This is a genomic window from Rhizobium sp. CFBP 13726 (assembly GCF_014841925.1).
Classification (GTDB): domain Bacteria; phylum Pseudomonadota; class Alphaproteobacteria; order Rhizobiales; family Rhizobiaceae; genus Neorhizobium; species Neorhizobium soli.
This window is the reverse complement of the sequence record NZ_JACYUU010000003.1, coordinates 464942-480825: the sequence shown is the minus strand read 5'-3', so window position 1 is coordinate 480825 and position 15884 is coordinate 464942. Positions and strand designations below refer to the sequence as shown.

The window sequence follows — 15884 nt, the reverse complement described above, 5'->3', positions numbered from 1 at the left end:
GTAAGCAAGACTCGCGATTCGCTTCGTTGCGTAGACTTTTGTGGAAGCGGAAATCGAGACGGAAGCGATCGGACGATGACTGTCCAGTAGATGCGCCATTATATGCGAGTGCCCATGACGAAAAGATCATTTGCCGAAGTTCGCCGGTTCGTACGCAGCGACCGCCGAAGCTTCGCAATTGCCATCGCAGGATTGCTGCCTCTCGTCCTGGCAAGTTGCGGCGGAGCTCCGATCCAGCCGGGCGCCCTGGTGAAGACCGTGCAGGCGGAAGAAGCCATGGTCATGCCCCCGCCATCCGGCCCCGGTATCGTCGGCGTCATCGAGCGGCGCTACGACAACGCCATCGAGCAGGAAATTCCGCTCTTCACATCCGCACTCACGCCCGGCCAGAACTTCATCAAGGCGCAGTTCTTCGGCACGAAGAGCGCGTTCAGCTATAGCTCGAACCGGCTGACGTCGAAAATGGTCTCGCAAAGCGGCACGGCCCGCGAAATGGCATCCGGGTTTCCCGGTGTAAGGATGGTGCGGTCGCAATTTTACGTCCAGAACAGCTATGGCCCGTTCGGCTATGCGTTCGGGCGCGGCAGGGGCAGCGATCTTTGCCTCTACGGATGGCAGCAGATCCGCTCGCAGGCGCAGAAGATGTCGCCGGTCGATAATTACGGCTCGATCCAGATCCGCGTGCGGATCTGCGAGGCCGGCGCGACGGAGCAGGCGCTTCTCGCCTTCATGTACAATTTCACTATCAACGCCTCCGTCGACTCGCTCGGCTGGAATCCCTATGGCGATGCGAGCCCGCTTTCGCCTGAAATCGGACGAACCGGCGCTCCGACCTACCCGCGTCCTGCCTCGACGGAAGCTATCGTTCCGGTCCTGCCGCAACGACAAGCTGCGCCGATGATCCGCCGCGCAGCCCCTGCGGCGCCGGTCCGGCCAGCCGTAGCACCGGTTGCCAGCAGCATGATGGAGCCTGTCATGCAGCCGGTGGGGCCAAGGATCCCCAGCGTTTCCGCCCTTTCTCCCGCAGGCCTCAGTCCGTCAGCACCCTCGGACGCTGCTGCGTCCCCGAGGTCACTGACACCCGCAGCCGCTCCGCGCGTCACGGTTCCTTCGCCTTCCTGCTCGACACAGGCGGAGGGTGCCAATGTCGTATGTCGCTGAGCGTCAGGCCGGCAATCCCGTCGTGATCCTGCCAACCGTAATCCGGTCGATCGAACCGCAAAGGTAATCCGGCGATGCGTACTTTTATTTCTGCCATCGTGTGGGTTCTCGCCACGATCATGATCGTGACCCTGGTCACCCTGCCGATCAACACGCGCACCCAGTTGATCGCGAGCGTCCTGATCGTCACGGTGATGATCATCATCAAGATGCTCAACGCCGACGGCAAATGGCGTCTCGTGGCTCTCGCCTTCGGCACCGCGATGGTGATGCGCTACGTCTACTGGCGCACGACGAGCACGCTGCCGCCGGTGAACCAGCTGGAGAACTTCATTCCCGGCATGCTCGTCTACTTGGCCGAGATGTACAGCGTGATGATGCTGGCGCTCAGCCTCTTCGTCGTTGCCATGCCGCTGCCGGCGCGAAAGCCGCATGGCCGCACGGAAGGACCGCTTCCGAGCGTCGACGTCTTCGTGCCGTCTTACAACGAGGACGAGACGCTGCTTGCCAACACGCTTGCAGCCTGCCGCAACATGGATTACCCGGCCGACAAGTTGACCGTCTGGCTGCTCGATGACGGCAGCACGCTGCAGAAGCGCCGCGCCGACAACGTGGCGGATGCACGGGCTGCGGATGCGCGCTACAAGGCCCTCAACCAGCTTTGCGAAGACCTCGGCGTCAAATACCTGACCCGCGAGCGCAACGAACACGCCAAGGCAGGCAATCTCAACAACGGGCTTGCCCATTCGAGCGGCGATCTGATCGCCGTGTTCGACGCCGATCACGCTCCGACGCGCGACTTCCTCTTGGAAACCGTCCACTATTTCGAGAAGGAGCCGAAACTCTTCCTCGTGCAGACACCGCACTTCTTCCTCAATCCTGATCCCGTCGAGCGCAACCTGCGCACATTCGAGAAGATGCCGAGCGAGAACGAGATGTTCTACGGCATCATCCAGCGTGGTCTCGACAAGTGGAATGCCGCCTTTTTCTGCGGCTCCGCGGCCGTTCTCAATCGCAAGGCGCTCGAAGTCTCCAACGGTTTCAGCGGCGTCAGCATCACGGAAGACTGTGAAACCGCGCTCGATCTGCACGGTCTCGGCTGGCACAGCATCTATGTCGACCGCCCACTGATTGCCGGCCTGCAGCCGGCGACCTTCGCCAGCTTCATCGGCCAGCGCTCGCGCTGGGCGCAAGGGATGATGCAGATCCTGCGGTTCCGCTTCCCGCCGCTCAAGCGCGGGCTCTCCTTCCCGCAGCGCCTCTGCTACATGTCCTCGACGCTATTCTGGCTGTTTCCCTTCCCGCGGACGATCTTCCTGTTTGCGCCGCTGTTTTATCTGTTCTTCGATCTGCAGATCTTCACCTCGTCCGGCGGCGAGTTCCTCGTCTACTCGCTGACCTACATGATCGTAAACATGCTGATGCAGAACTACCTCTATGGGTCGTTCCGCTGGCCGTGGATTTCGGAGCTCTACGAATACGTCCAGACCGTGCACCTGCTGCCGGCTGTCGTTTCGGTCATGCTCAATCCGCGCAAGCCGACCTTCAAGGTGACGGCGAAGGACGAGTCCGTGTCCGTCAGCCGACTTTCGGAGATCAGCCGGCCGTTCTTCGTGATCTTCTGCGTTCTCGTCATTGCCTTCTTCATCAGCATCTACCGGGTCTATACCGAGCCGTTCAAGGCGGACGTGACGCTGGTCGTGGGCGGCTGGAATCTTCTCAACATCATCATTGCGGGCTGTGCGCTCGGCGTTGTTTCCGAACGTGGAGAGAAGCAGTCGTCCCGCCGTATCCGCGTCAGCCGGCGTTGCGAATTCGGGATCGGCGACCGCTGGTTCACGGCGACGATCGAGGATGTTTCGGTCAATGGTGCAGCACTGCAGATCTATACGGAAGGCGCCAGGGACATCGCGAACGGTGCCATGGGTGTGCTCCGGTTCCAGCCGTTCAGCGACCTGCCGATCAGCGATTTGCCGATCGAAATCCGCAACTTCGATACGGTCGGCGACGTGACAACGGCGGGGTGCCGCTACATGCCCCAGAAATCCACCGATCACCGTTTGATCGCCGATCTCATATTCGCCAATTCCAGCCAGTGGACACAATTCCAGACCTCGCGACGTTACAACCCCGGTCTCTTGCGCGGCACGATCTGGTTCCTGGGTCTTGCCGCCTATCAGACGACCCGCGGCCTCGGCTACCTGTTGAAGGATCTGGGCAAGAGCCAGACGACGAAGGAAGGTTGAGCGACATGATCACCAATACACGCTTCCCCCGCCTTCTCTTCGTCGCGGCCATGCTGGCATCGACCGGCGCCCTGTCGGTCTCGTCGCTTGCGCAGCAACCCGCTCAATCGCCAGCACCCGCATCATCGCCATTCGACATGGGTCCGGAGCGATCCCGCCAAGGTGTAACCCCGACCGCGCCGCCTTCACCGCAGACCCCGGCTCCGGCACCTGTGCCACAGGTTCAACGGCCCATTCCAGCCGCTCCGAAAACGCCCGCGGCACCGGCACCGGCGGCCACCGCTTCTCCCTCTCCGGTAACGGCCCCTGCTCCTCAGGCGGCAGCCAAGGCTTCGACCGAAACGGCGCGGCGCTACCTCATCCCTGCCCCGTCGCTGCGCCTGAACGGCGAGGTCCAGCAGCGTTCCTGGTCCGTCTACCTGACCGAGGAGCAGGCGGCGACGGGTGCAAAGCTGCACCTCACGTACCAGAACTCGATCGTCGTCGCGCCGGAGGCCTCGCGCCTTTCCGTGACGATCAACGACGTCGAGATCTATGGCGACAAGATTGCATCGCCCGACCAGCCGTTCGAAAGGGTGCTCGACATACCGCCGGGCGTTCTGAAGGCGGGCGGCAATATGGTACGGTTCGCGGCCAATCAGCGTCACCGCACCGACTGCACGGTCGAATCCACGTTCGAACTCTGGACCGACATCGACCCGAAGCGGACGTTCCTGGCGTTCGACGACGAGCGTAGCGACCGGTTCAACCGACTGGACGATGTCAGGGCAGTCGGCGTCGACGGCAGCGGTAAGACACGGTTCCGCTTGATCGTGCCGGCGCTCGACCAGCTGGGCGCGACGGATGTTCTGATGCGGCTTGCGCAGGGACTATCGCTGGTGGGCGGCATGCCGAACCAGTCGTTTTCCTTCCAGAAAACCATCACGCCCGATCTGAGGCCCGGCGAACTTGCGGTCTTCGTGGGGACACCGGACGAGCTTCGACCGATCCTTCCGAACCTGGCGGCAGCCGCTTCCAGTGCAGCCGTTGCAAGCTTTACCGATTACCCCGGGCACGGATCCTCCGCTCTGGTCCTGTCGGGACCCAGCTGGCCGGCGCTTCAGGGCCTTATCGACAGTTTCGTTGCCTCCACCGATGGCGGCAGCATCCAGCGCCGCGATACACTGGCGACCTCGAGCTGGCGCGGCATCGATACGCCATTCCTGTTTGCCGAGAAATCGATTGATTTCAATTCTCTCGGGGTCAGCAGCGAAGAGTTTTCCGGGCGGCTTTACCGTACCGAGTTCACAATCGGCGTTCCGGCGGATTTCTACGCGAACGCCTATGGCGAAGCGCGCATCCTGCTGGATGCCGCCTATGTGTCGGACGTTCTTCCGGGCAGTCACATCGACGTCTTCGTCAATGGGAATATTGCCTCAACCGTTCCGATCACCTCGGACGGAGGCGCCATTCTGCGCCACCTGCCGATCAAGCTGACGCTGCGTCACTTCAAGCCTGGGGTCAACACGATCACGCTCGAAGCTGCGCTGCTGACCGCGTCGGACAAGGCCTGCGCGCCGGGCGCCACTGCGAATGAAAGCACGCGGTTTGCTCTCTTCGGTACTTCACAGTTCGAGATGCCGGATTTCGCCCGCATTGCCCGCGTCCCCAATCTCGGCGCTACGTCGGGCACCGGCTTTCCTTACTCGACCGGCACCGAGTCCGTTCCTTTGTTCCTCGGCCGGATCGATGAAAAGACCCTCGGATCTGCGGCGACTTTCCTTGGCAAGATCGCGACCGCGTCACATCGGGCAATACCGGTCTCGGTGACGATTTCAACGGCGCGTATAGCCGGGCGCAATGCGCTGTTTGTCGGCGCGATCTCCGAATTTCCAGCCAATATCCTGACGGATCTCGGCATCGAGCAGAAAAGCCGCGGTAGCTGGGGTGAGAACAGCGATCACGTCCCGGCCGACCGGGCGTCATTGACGCTCCAGGACTGGCAGGATCGCAACGGCAACAACTTCTTCGGCCGGCAGCTTTCTTCCGTGGCGGATTGGGCCAAGCGGAACTTTGACCTCTCCGCACCGATGCTGCGGTTTGCGCCGGCCGGTGACGCGATCTATGTGCCCCCGAAAACCGCCGGAATGATCATCGCACAGGAAAACGATCCGACCCAGACCGGCACCTGGACGGCGGTGATCGGCGCGACGGGCGATGAGCTTTCCGCCGGGATGGAGGCCTTTTCGGCACGCGAAGCGTGGAACCAGCTCGACGGACGCGTGTCCGTGCACGATGTTTCCGAAGCAGATCCGGTGATTGTTCCGGTCAACTGGTTCCACTTCACGCCGACTGCAAACTTTTCACTCTCGAATGCACGGTTGATCGCAACGAACTGGCTGTCGGACAACATCATGTCCTACGGACTGCTTCTCGTCGCGAGTGCAATTCTCGTGGGGCTGGCAACCGGTGGACTGCTGACCCGGCTCGGTCGGAAATAGGCACCGCAGGTCAATCCCGTGCGGCTGTCGGGTCCCCCGGCAGCCCTCCCTTGCCGGTAAAGCGTCGGCTGACATGCAGCGATCCCTGAAGGCCGAACCGCCAGGGCTGGTCGATACCACGCGAGATGCCGATCCGCCGTCCCGCGACCACCAAGGGCGGCGTTACCGGCGGTGCAAGCCGGAAAGGCGCTTCCATGAGCGACAGGCCGTCATGCTCGATACCGATTCCCAGCGCCTGGCAGACGCGTCCGGGGCCGGAGCATAACAGCAGGGGCTCCGCCCTGCCCCGCCGGTGTTCCATCTCGGCAATGCCGTTCACGGGCTGCAAGGCCCGGATCAGCACCGCGCTGCCCGGCGTGCAAACGAAATTCACGCACCAGTGTATGCCGTAGGAACGGTAAACATAGGCATGACCGGCCGGCCCGAACATGGCAAGGTTGCGGGGCGTCGGCCCGCGAAAGCTGTGGGATGCCGGATCATCCGGCTGGTAGGCCTCGGTCTCGACGATGACGCCGCCGACGCCCGAAAGCTCGAATTCAGCGCCGATCAGGTCGCGCGCCACATCCACCGCGGACCGCGTGAAAAATCCGGCTGCCAGTGCCATGTCGTGCCTCACCATTTCTGCGGTTCATGATCCAACCTAACCACTCGATAGCGCCAAGGGAACAAAGGGCCTCGTCACGGGTTGGCGTCCATTCCCTGGCTCTTTGCCTCCCGGAGCGTTTTCATGACTGTTTTTTCTTCCGATAACAGAGACTCTGCGGCCTATCCGCTGCAGTCCCTCTTCGTTCCCTTTCCTTTCGTCTGCTTCACCCTGACATTCGGGACCGACCTGGCCTTCTGGCTAAGCGATGGTCACCTGATGTGGCAGAACTTTTCCTCCTGGCTTCTGTTTGCCGGCCTTGTCTTCGGCGGCGTTGCAATCGTCGCTGGCCTGCTGGATATGCTTCGTCCAAGAACGCGGCCGCTGCGCCCGGCATTTCTCACCATCGTCATCTATATCGTCATTCTGGCGCTGGCTTTCCTCAACAGCCTTGTTCACGCCGGCGACGGCTGGACGGCCGTTGTGCCTTACGGACTGGCGATTTCTGTCGTCACATTCGTTCTCTCGGTTTTCGCCGCCGCGATTTCCGCCCGCAAGTATTCCCGCCTGGCCTGGAGGATCTGATCCATGAAGCCGTCCCGCATTCTCTTTGCCTCCGCGCTTTCGCTGTCGCTCGGCACCGCCTTGCCGGCCTTTTCCCAAAGCAATGACTTCGACGTCAACTCGCAGATTGGCTTCGATCCTGTCCTGCCGGAACCATCGCACCCGCTCATCCCCGACCTGAAAGTCGCGGAAGTGATCGGCTGGAAGGATGGCGAAACGCCGAAGGTTCCTGAAGGCCTAAAGGTTACCGTTTACGCCAAGGATCTTTCGAGCCCGCGCACCGTCCACACGCTTCCGAACGGCGATGTGCTTGTCGTGCAATCCAAGGCACCGGCAGGCGAGCCGACCTCGAGGCCGAAGGATTTCATCCGCGGCTGGATCATGTCGATCGCCCACGGCGATATTGGCGCTGAGAAGGAAACCAATATCATCACTCTGCTGCGCGATACCAATCGCGATGGCACGGTCGATGAACGGCACGACCTTCTGACCAAGCTCGATTCCCCGTTTGGCCTGGCTTGGGTGGACAATACGCTCTACGTGGCCTCGGCCAGCGCCGTGATCGCCTACCCTTATGAACTCGGCCAGAACGAGATTACCGCGCCGCCAAAGGTGCTGACCCCGCTTCCTGGCGGGCCAATCAACCACCATTGGACTAAGGATCTGGCGCTCAGCCCCGATGGCAAGATGCTCTACGTCTCGGTCGGCTCGAACTCCAATATCGTGGAGAACGGGCTCGAGGCTGAAAAGGGCCGCGCCGCGATCTGGCAAGTCGATCGTCAGACGGGGGCGGCACGCGTCTTCGCATCCGGCCTACGCAACCCGAATGGTCTTGCCTTCAACCCGGATACGGGCGTTCTCTACACCGTCGTCAACGAGCGTGATGAACTCGGTCCGAACCTGGTGCCGGACTACATGACGTCGGTGAAGGAAGATGGCTTCTACGGCTGGCCGTGGAGCTACTACGGCAACCATGTCGACGTTCGCGTTCACCCGCCACGGCCGGACATGGTCGAAAGGGCGATCGCGCCGGACTACGCGCTGTCCAGCCATGTCGCAGCACTCGGCCTGACATTTTCGGCCAATTCCGCCATGCCGTCCGCCTTCGCAAGCGGTGCCTTCATCGGCGAACATGGAAGCTGGAACCGGGATCACTTCAACGGCTACAAGGTCGTCTATGTGCCCTTCGAAAACGGCAAGCCTGTTGGCAAGGCACAGGACGTCGTGACAGGCTTTATCGAGAACGATCAGGCGCGCGGCAGACCTGTCGGTGTCGGGATCGATGGAACGGGGGCGCTTCTGGTTGCCGACGATTCCGGCAACGCGGTCTGGCGGGTCGCCAATGCCGACGGCACGGTCATTCCGCAGCCGATCGGCACCGACCAGACCGCGGCAACCGCACAGCAGGCCGCGACCACCGACAAGACGGATCGGGCACCGGTCGCGGCAGTGGGTACGCAGCCGGCGGGTTCGACAGAACCGGCGCTTGCCGCACCAACCGCTCCCGCGGAAGAGCGGCTGACCGGCCAGGCCCCAGTGTCGGGCAAGAGCGATACGCTGCAGCCGTCGCAGACCGACATCGCGCCAGCAGCAAGGCCCTGAACCGTAAACGGTCTAGCGTGCGTCGATGTTAGACACATGAAATCAAGTGCAGCCGGTGAAACCCACCGGCTGCATTTTTTGCAGCTGACCGTCAGGCCGCGCGCTTCAGCGCATCGCCCAGCATCGAAACGATGGTGCCGATCTGCTCCTTTTCGATGATCAGCGGCGGCGACAGCGCGATCGTATCGCCGGTCACGCGGACCAGCAGTCCCTTCTGGAAGCAATCGACAAAGACATCGTAGGCCCGCGTGCCCATCGCACCTTCGCGCGATGACAGCTCCACAGCGCCGACCAGGCCGAGGTTTCTGATGTCGATGACGTTGGGCAAGCCCTTCAGCGAGTGCAGCGCCGCTTCCCATTCGCCGGCAAGACCGGCAGCGCGGGTCAACAGGCCCTCTTCCTCGTAAATTTCCATGGTCGCCAGACCGGCGGCGCAGGCGACCGGATGGCCGGAATAGGTATAGCCGTGGAACAGCTCGATCGCGTTCTCAGGCCCTGCCATCAGTCCGTCATAGATGGTGCGGCTGGCAAACACCGCGCCCATCGGGATCGTCCCGTTGGTAATGCCCTTGGCGGTGGTGACGAGATCCGGCACGACACCGAAGTAGTCCGTGCCAAACGGCATGCCGAGACGGCCAAAGCCGGTGATGACTTCGTCGAAAATCAGAAGAATGCCGTGTTTCGTGGCCGTTGCGCGCAGCTTTTCGAGATAGCCCTTGGGCGGCAGGATGACGCCGGCGGAGCCTGACATCGGCTCCACGATCACGGCTGCGATGGTTTCCGCCCCGTGCAGTCCGACGAGACGTTCGAGATCGTCGGCAAGCTCGATGCCATGCGCCGGCAATCCCTTCGAGAAGGCGTTGCGCTCGATATCGAGCGTGTGACGCATATGGTCTGCCGGGATCTGCGGAAAGACACGGCGATTGTTGACGAGACCGCCGACCGAAATGCCGCCGAAGCCGACGCCGTGATAGCCCTTCTCGCGACCGATGAAACGGGTGCGGGTCCCCTGCCCGATCGACCGCTGATAGGCAATGGCGATCTTGAGTGCGGTATCGACAGATTCGGAACCGGAACCGGTAAAGAAGACACGATCCAGCTTGGCGGCGGCACCACCCGGCGCATGCTCCGCCAGTTTCGTAGCGAAATCGAACGCGATGGGATGACCCATCTGGAAGGTCGGGGCAAAATCCATGGTGGTGAGCTGGCGTTCGACGGCCTGTGCGATCTTCTTGCGACCATGGCCGGCATTGCAGCACCACAGCCCCGCCGTGCCGTCGAGAACCTTGTTGCCGTCGACATCGGTGTAATACATGCCATCCGCCTGCGCGAGCAGACGCGGCGTCGCCTTGAACTGGCGGTTTGCCGTAAACGGCATCCAGAAATTGTCAAGATTGAGCGCGTTCGTCTTGCTGGCGTGGTCCATGAAAGCCTCCTGTTCGATAGGGTAGATGTCACGGATTTTTCGGTGGCGAACAAGTCTTTTTGTGGTGGGGGTGCATCTCGTGCGGGAGTGGGCTCCGAAAGCGGATGTCAATCTGGTGGAAATGCCTCCCCCGCTCAGGGCTATGCGGCCGGATACCGAGGCGTAGATTGTCGCGACGAGGAAAACCGTGTGCTGTCATCTCGATAGCCTCAACCTCGGATCAAACGTTGTCGAATCGATCAGCGTAGAATTAGTCAAAACTGCATCTGCTGGTTGGCTTTACTTCCGTTGACAAGTGCTTACTCAGATCCGACAACATAACTTGGACGACAGCCACCGGGGGGACTTTTGATGTCTAGGCGCGCGATCTTCGGACTTTCCGCATTGTTGTTTTCGTCTTTCGTTCTGGCGCTGCCTCTTTCGGCGGCGGAGCGGCGGATAGAGACCACGGCGGATGGGGACTATTCGGGTTTTGATCTGCGGACCGTCAAGAATGTCAGCCAGGGTCAGTGCGAAACCGCCTGTATCGGCGACAACCAGTGCCGCGCCTTTACCTATAATGTCAAAGCCAAGTGGTGCTTTCTCAAGTCCGACCACGCTCAGCTCAATCCGTTTATAGGCGCGGTCGCCGGCAAGATCGTCGAAGTGGCGGCGGAACCGGATATCGGAGCGGCGCCGCGGCTCTCCTTTCTGACGGAAGAACTGCTTCAGCAGGCCCGCGAGCAGAAGGATGGCCTGACGCTTGGCGACAACCAGCAGGGCCGGGATGTCGAAAGACTGAAGACCGACGCGCAGGCCGAACTTCTGGCAGGCCGCTTCGATAATGCGATCTATAATTACAAAGGCGCCCTGTCGCTGACGCCGGATGATGGCGCACTCTGGATCGAATTTGCCCGCGCCGCCTCCACTGCCAATGGCAACAGCTCTGCAGACGGCGATGCGACCCTTGGCGCCATCAACGGCTATCTTCTTACCCGCACGACCCAGGCAAGAGCCGATGCGCTTGCCGTTCTCGGCGCAGCGCTTGCCAAGCAGCAGAATTACCGCCAGGCGCTTTCCGCCTACAAGCAGAGCCTCGCGCTGGTCAGCGCCCGCACGGTGCAGGCTTCCTATAACGACCTTCGCGAGCGCCACGGTTTTCGCGTGACCGGCAACACGGTCGATGCAGACAGCGCCAATCCGCGTGCCTGCGTCCAGTTTTCCGATCCTCTGGTGAAGGCGGGCGTCGACTATGCGCCCTTCGTCACGCTGGACGGCAAGGCGCCGAAGGCGATGGAGGCAAAGGACAGCCAGATCTGCGTCGAGGGTCTGACCCACGGCCAGCGTTACAAGCTGTCGCTGCGGCGCGGCCTTCCCTCCTCCGTCGATGAACCGCTTCCAGCGCAGGTCGATCTCGACCTCTACGTGAAGGATCGTTCGCCTACGGTGCGGTTTACCGGCGACAGTTTCGTGCTGCCATCCACGGCCCGGCGTGGCATTCCAATCGTCTCGGTGAATACCGAAAAGGCCGCTCTCAAGCTCTACCGGATCGGCGACCGCAATATCGCGCCGCTTTTGACGGATTCGGAATTTTTGACCCAGATGAGCGGTTACACCGCCGACCGCATCGAGCAGGAAAACGGCGAACTCGTCTGGCAGGGCACGATCGATCTTGGGCCCGAAACCAACCGCGAACTCAACAAGGATGTGGCAACCAGTTTCCCGGTCGACGAGGCGCTGCCGAACCGCAAGCCCGGCGTCTATGTGCTGACCGCATCGGCCGCCAACGCCATTTCGCAGGAGTGGGATAACAAGGCGACCCAATGGTTCGTCGTTTCCGATATCGGGCTGACCACATATGCCGGCACCGACGGCCTCAGTGTGTTTGCCCGCTCGCTCGGTTCGGCCAAGCCGATTGCCGGCGTCGATCTGCAGCTTCTTGCCAAGAATAACGAAGTGCTCGGTACCGCAAAGACCGATGGCGATGGCCGTGCCGAGTTTACGGCCGGCCTGATGCGCGGGACGGCGGCCATGGTGCCGGCGGTGCTGACGGCGCAAAACAGCGGCCAGGACTACGTGTTTCTCGACATGACCCGCGCCGGTTTCGATCTCTCCGATCGCGGCGTCACCGGCCGGCCGGCACCCGGCGCGATCGATCTCTTGCCTTGGACGGAACGCGGCATATACCGGCCGGGCGAGACGGTGCATGCAAGCGCCCTTGCCCGCAATGTGGATGCGACCGCGATCGACAACCTGCCGCTCACCTTCGTCTTCCTGCGCCCTGACGGCGTTGAGGATCGCCGCGTGGTGAAAACAGGCGCGCTCGGTGGCTATACGCTCGATCTCGCGCTGCAGGACACGTCCATGCGCGGGACCTGGACAATGCAGGTCTTTACCGATCCCAAAGGCTCGGCGATCGGCGAAAAGACGTTTCTGGTCGATGATTTCGTGCCCGATCGCATCGAGTTCGACATGACCAGCGCGGCGAAGGAAATCGTGGTCGGCGAACCCGCTACGGTCGAGATTGACGGACGTTTCCTCTATGGCGCACCGGCGGCGGGACTTGGCCTTGAAGGCGAGATCGCCCTCAAGCCGACCCGCGAAAACGCCGCGTTCCCCGGCTACCAGTTCGGCCTTGCAGATGAGGAACAGGCGGAAACCGTCCGCATTCCGCTCGAGGCACTCGACGATACCGATGAAGACGGCAAGGCATCGTTTGCAGCAGATGTCGCGGAGCTTCCCTCGACCACCAAGCTTGTAAATGCCGATATCGTCGTGCGCATGCAGGAAACCGGTGGCCGTGCGATCGAGCGCACCCTGTCGCTGCCGGTCAAGGCGGATGGACCGCGGATCGGCATCAAGCCGGAGTTCTCAGGCGACCTACCCGAGGGCGCTGTCGGCAGTTTCAACGTCATTCTCGTGGACGAGACCGGAGCGAAACAGGCCGCGAAAGGCTTGGCCTGGAAGCTGGTCAAAGTCGAGCAGGACTATCAGTGGTATCGTGAGGGCAGTTCCTGGCGCTACGAGCCGATCACCCGCACCAAGCAGGTCGCCAATGGCAGCGTCGACGTGTCTGCCGACGGTGGCCGGATTTCGGTTCCGGTCGCGTGGGGCCGTTACCGGCTGGAAGTCGAGACAGCCGATGTCGGCGGCCCGGCCACAAGCACCGAGTTCGATGCCGGCTGGTTCGTGACCGCCACCTCGACCGAGACCCCCGACGCGCTGGAGATCGCCCTCGACAAGCCGAGCTACAAGGTCGGCGACACAGCCAAGCTCAAGGTTTCCTCGCGCTATGCCGGCGAACTGATGATCTTGGCAGGCTCCGAGCAGCTGATTGCGGTGAAGACGGCAAGCCTTGCGGAGACCGGCGGAGAGATCGAGATCCCCGTCACGGCCGAATGGGGGGCCGGTTCCTACGTGACTGCGACGCTGTACCGCCCCGGCGCGGCGCGTGAAAACCGCATGCCGATGCGGGCAATCGGCATCACCTGGCTGAAGGTTGATCCGGAAGCGCGCGATCTCGCGGTCGCGATCACGGCACCGGACAAGACCCTGCCGCGTCAGCCATTGGATATTTCCGTGGCCGTAACCGGTGCCGGCGCCAACGAAAATGCCTATGTGACGATTGCAGCCGTCGACGTCGGCATCCTCAATCTCACCCGATACGCGCCACCGGCGCCGGACGACTGGTATTTCGGCCAGCGCCGCCTCGGGCTCGAAATCCGTGACATCTACGGCCGGCTGATCGATGGCTCGCTTGGTGCTACCGGTCGCCTGCGCACCGGTGGTGATGGCGGCAGCATGGCACTGCAGGCAAGCCCGCCGAAGGAAAAGCTTGTCGCGTTCTTCTCGGGCCCGGTGAAGCTTGATGCAGAAGGCAAGGCGAACGTCTCCTTCGACATCCCGCAGTTCAACGGTACTGCCCGGGTGATGGCCGTCGCCTGGTCGAAATCCGGGGTCGGTCATGGGGTGAAAGACGTCATCATCCGCGATCCGATCGTCGTGACCGCCAGCCTGCCGCGCTTTCTTGCGCCGGGAGACGACAGCAACCTCAGACTGGACATCGTCAACACCGACGGACCCGCAGGCACCTATGATCTCGGCGTTACGACAAACGACCCTGTTGCGGTCGGCCAGAGCGCGATCAAGCCGGTCGAACTGGCGGCCGGCGGAAAAACGAGTGTGACGCTGCCGCTGGTGGGCATCGGGCCGGGTGACGGCACTGTTTCGATCCGGGTCTCGAATGCTTCCGGCCTGTCGGTCGATCAGGTTCTCAACATCCCGGTTCGCCCGGCGGCCATGCCGGTGACGGAGCGCCGGCTGGTGGATCTGAAGCCCGGCGCAAGCGTAACGGTGGATTCCAACCTTCTTGCCGACAGCGTGCTTCAGGGCGCCTCGGTCAGCGTCAATGTCAGCCGCTCCAACGCGTTCGATATTCCGGCGCTGCTGATGAGCCTCGACCGCTATCCCTATGGCTGCGCCGAGCAGACGACAAGCCGGGCACTTCCGCTTCTCTATCTGAGCCAGATGGCAGTTCAGAACGGGCTTGCCGATGATGCCGAGGTCAAGAAGCGCGTGCAGGATGCGATCTTCCGCGTGCTCTCCTTCCAGGCATCGGCTGGCAGTTTCGGGCTTTGGGGACCTGATGGTGCCGGCACCGATCTCTGGCTGGATGCCTATGTTACCGACTTCCTGTCGCGGGCCCGCGAACAGGGTTTCGACGTGCCTGAAAAGCCGCTCGTCCAGGCGCTTGAAAATCTGCAGAACACTCTGGCCTACACAACCAATGTCGCCGACCAGGGCAATCAGATCGCCTATGCGCTCTACGTGCTGGCGCGCAACCGAAAGGCTGCGATCAGCGACCTGCGCTATTATGCCGATACGATGCTCGGCGACTTCCCGACACCGCTTGCCAAGGCGCATATCGCTGCAGCGCTTTCGCTTTACGGCGATGCCCAGCGCTCGCGCACCATCTTCAACGACGCGCTGCAGATGTCGGAAGATGCGCAGATCAAGAAAGTCAGCCTCAGCCGTTCGGATTACGGCTCCTCGCTGCGAGATGGTGCAGCGGTTCTGGCGCTGGCCGCCGAAAGTCGGCCGGTGCCGCCGATCGTGCCTGCACTTGCCAATGTCGTTGCCAAGGAATGGGTGGCGAAGAAACATACAAGCACGCAGGAACAGACCTGGATGCTGCTGGCGGCCCGGGCCTTGCAGAACGGCGACGAAGACCTGCGTCTCAGCGTCAACGGCGCGGCCCACATCGGGACGCTGATGTCGCAGATGCCAGGCGACGTGCTGCTCGACCATCCGCTGACGGTTCGCAACGACAGCAAGGACAAGCTGTCTGCCGCCATCACCACGGTTGCCGCCCCGGCGCAGCCGCTAGCTGCCGGCGGCGATGGGTTCGAGATCACGCGCACCTACTACACGATGGACGGCGAGGAGGCGAATGTCAGCACGGCGCAGCAGAACACGCGTTATGTCGTCGTTCTCAACGTCACGGAGACAAACGACTGGCCGTCGCGCATTGTCGTGACCGATCTCCTGCCGGCGGGTTTCGAGATCGATAACCCAAGCATCGTCAACAGCGCCAGCCTTGCCAATTTCGATTGGATCGAGGAGGTGCAGGCCGCGCATACGGAGTTCCGCAACGACCGTTTCGTTGCAGCCTTCAACCGCGCCGAGGGTGACAACCGCAAGATCACGCTCGCCTATGTGGTGCGCGCCGTGACACCCGGCACCTACGATCATCCGGCGGCACAGGTGGATGACATGTACCGCCCGCAGCTTTCCGCAAGGACGGCGATGGGCAAGATGGAGGTGGTGGCAGCGCCGTGAGAGAC

At 62.1% G+C, this 15884-nt stretch carries 8 protein-coding genes; 6 read left to right on the top strand and 2 right to left on the bottom strand.

Features of this window, described 5'->3' with window-relative positions; translation table 11 throughout:
* The first annotated feature begins 114 nt into the window (after nucleotides 1-114).
* The 3 genes from bcsN to IFT66_RS16305 all read left to right on the top strand — a co-directional run bounded on the left by bcsN (nucleotide 115) and on the right by IFT66_RS16305 (nucleotide 5887).
* Nucleotides 115-1161, top strand: a complete 1047-nt coding sequence (gene bcsN / locus IFT66_RS16315; protein ID WP_162238117.1) for a cellulose biosynthesis protein BcsN — start codon at nucleotides 115-117, stop codon at nucleotides 1159-1161.
* Between the two features lie 74 nt (nucleotides 1162-1235).
* Nucleotides 1236-3407, top strand: a complete 2172-nt coding sequence (bcsA, locus tag IFT66_RS16310) for a UDP-forming cellulose synthase catalytic subunit (protein ID WP_062453845.1) — start codon at nucleotides 1236-1238, stop codon at nucleotides 3405-3407.
* A gap of 5 nt (nucleotides 3408-3412) precedes the next feature.
* Complete coding sequence (locus tag IFT66_RS16305; RefSeq protein WP_192078235.1) at nucleotides 3413-5887, top strand: cellulose biosynthesis cyclic di-GMP-binding regulatory protein BcsB; 2475 nt, start codon at nucleotides 3413-3415, stop codon at nucleotides 5885-5887.
* Between the two features lie 10 nt (nucleotides 5888-5897).
* On the opposite strand, the gene IFT66_RS16300 is transcribed toward IFT66_RS16305, so the two are convergent.
* A complete protein-coding gene (locus IFT66_RS16300; protein ID WP_249406465.1) occupies nucleotides 5898-6491 on the bottom strand; it encodes a DNA-3-methyladenine glycosylase in 594 nt (197 codons plus the stop codon).
* Between the two features lie 123 nt (nucleotides 6492-6614).
* On the opposite strand from IFT66_RS16300, the gene IFT66_RS16295 reads away from it, so the two are divergent.
* The gene (locus tag IFT66_RS16295; protein ID WP_192078233.1) at nucleotides 6615-7055 is read left to right on the top strand and encodes a DUF2231 domain-containing protein; all 441 of its coding nucleotides are present in this window, start codon (nucleotides 6615-6617) and stop codon (nucleotides 7053-7055) included.
* Nucleotides 7056-7058: 3 nt separating this feature from the next.
* Nucleotides 7059-8636, top strand: coding sequence for a PQQ-dependent sugar dehydrogenase (locus IFT66_RS16290; RefSeq protein ID WP_192078232.1), 1578 nt, complete (start codon nucleotides 7059-7061; stop codon nucleotides 8634-8636).
* A gap of 91 nt (nucleotides 8637-8727) precedes the next feature.
* On the opposite strand, the gene IFT66_RS16285 is transcribed toward IFT66_RS16290, so the two are convergent.
* Nucleotides 8728-10062, bottom strand: coding sequence for an aspartate aminotransferase family protein (locus IFT66_RS16285; protein WP_192078231.1), 1335 nt, complete (start codon nucleotides 10060-10062; stop codon nucleotides 8728-8730).
* Between the two features lie 351 nt (nucleotides 10063-10413).
* On the opposite strand from IFT66_RS16285, the gene IFT66_RS16280 reads away from it, so the two are divergent.
* Entirely contained in the window at nucleotides 10414-15879 is a 5466-nt protein-coding gene (locus IFT66_RS16280; protein ID WP_192078230.1) for an alpha-2-macroglobulin family protein, read from the top strand.
* The last annotated feature ends 5 nt before the right edge of the window (nucleotides 15880-15884 follow it).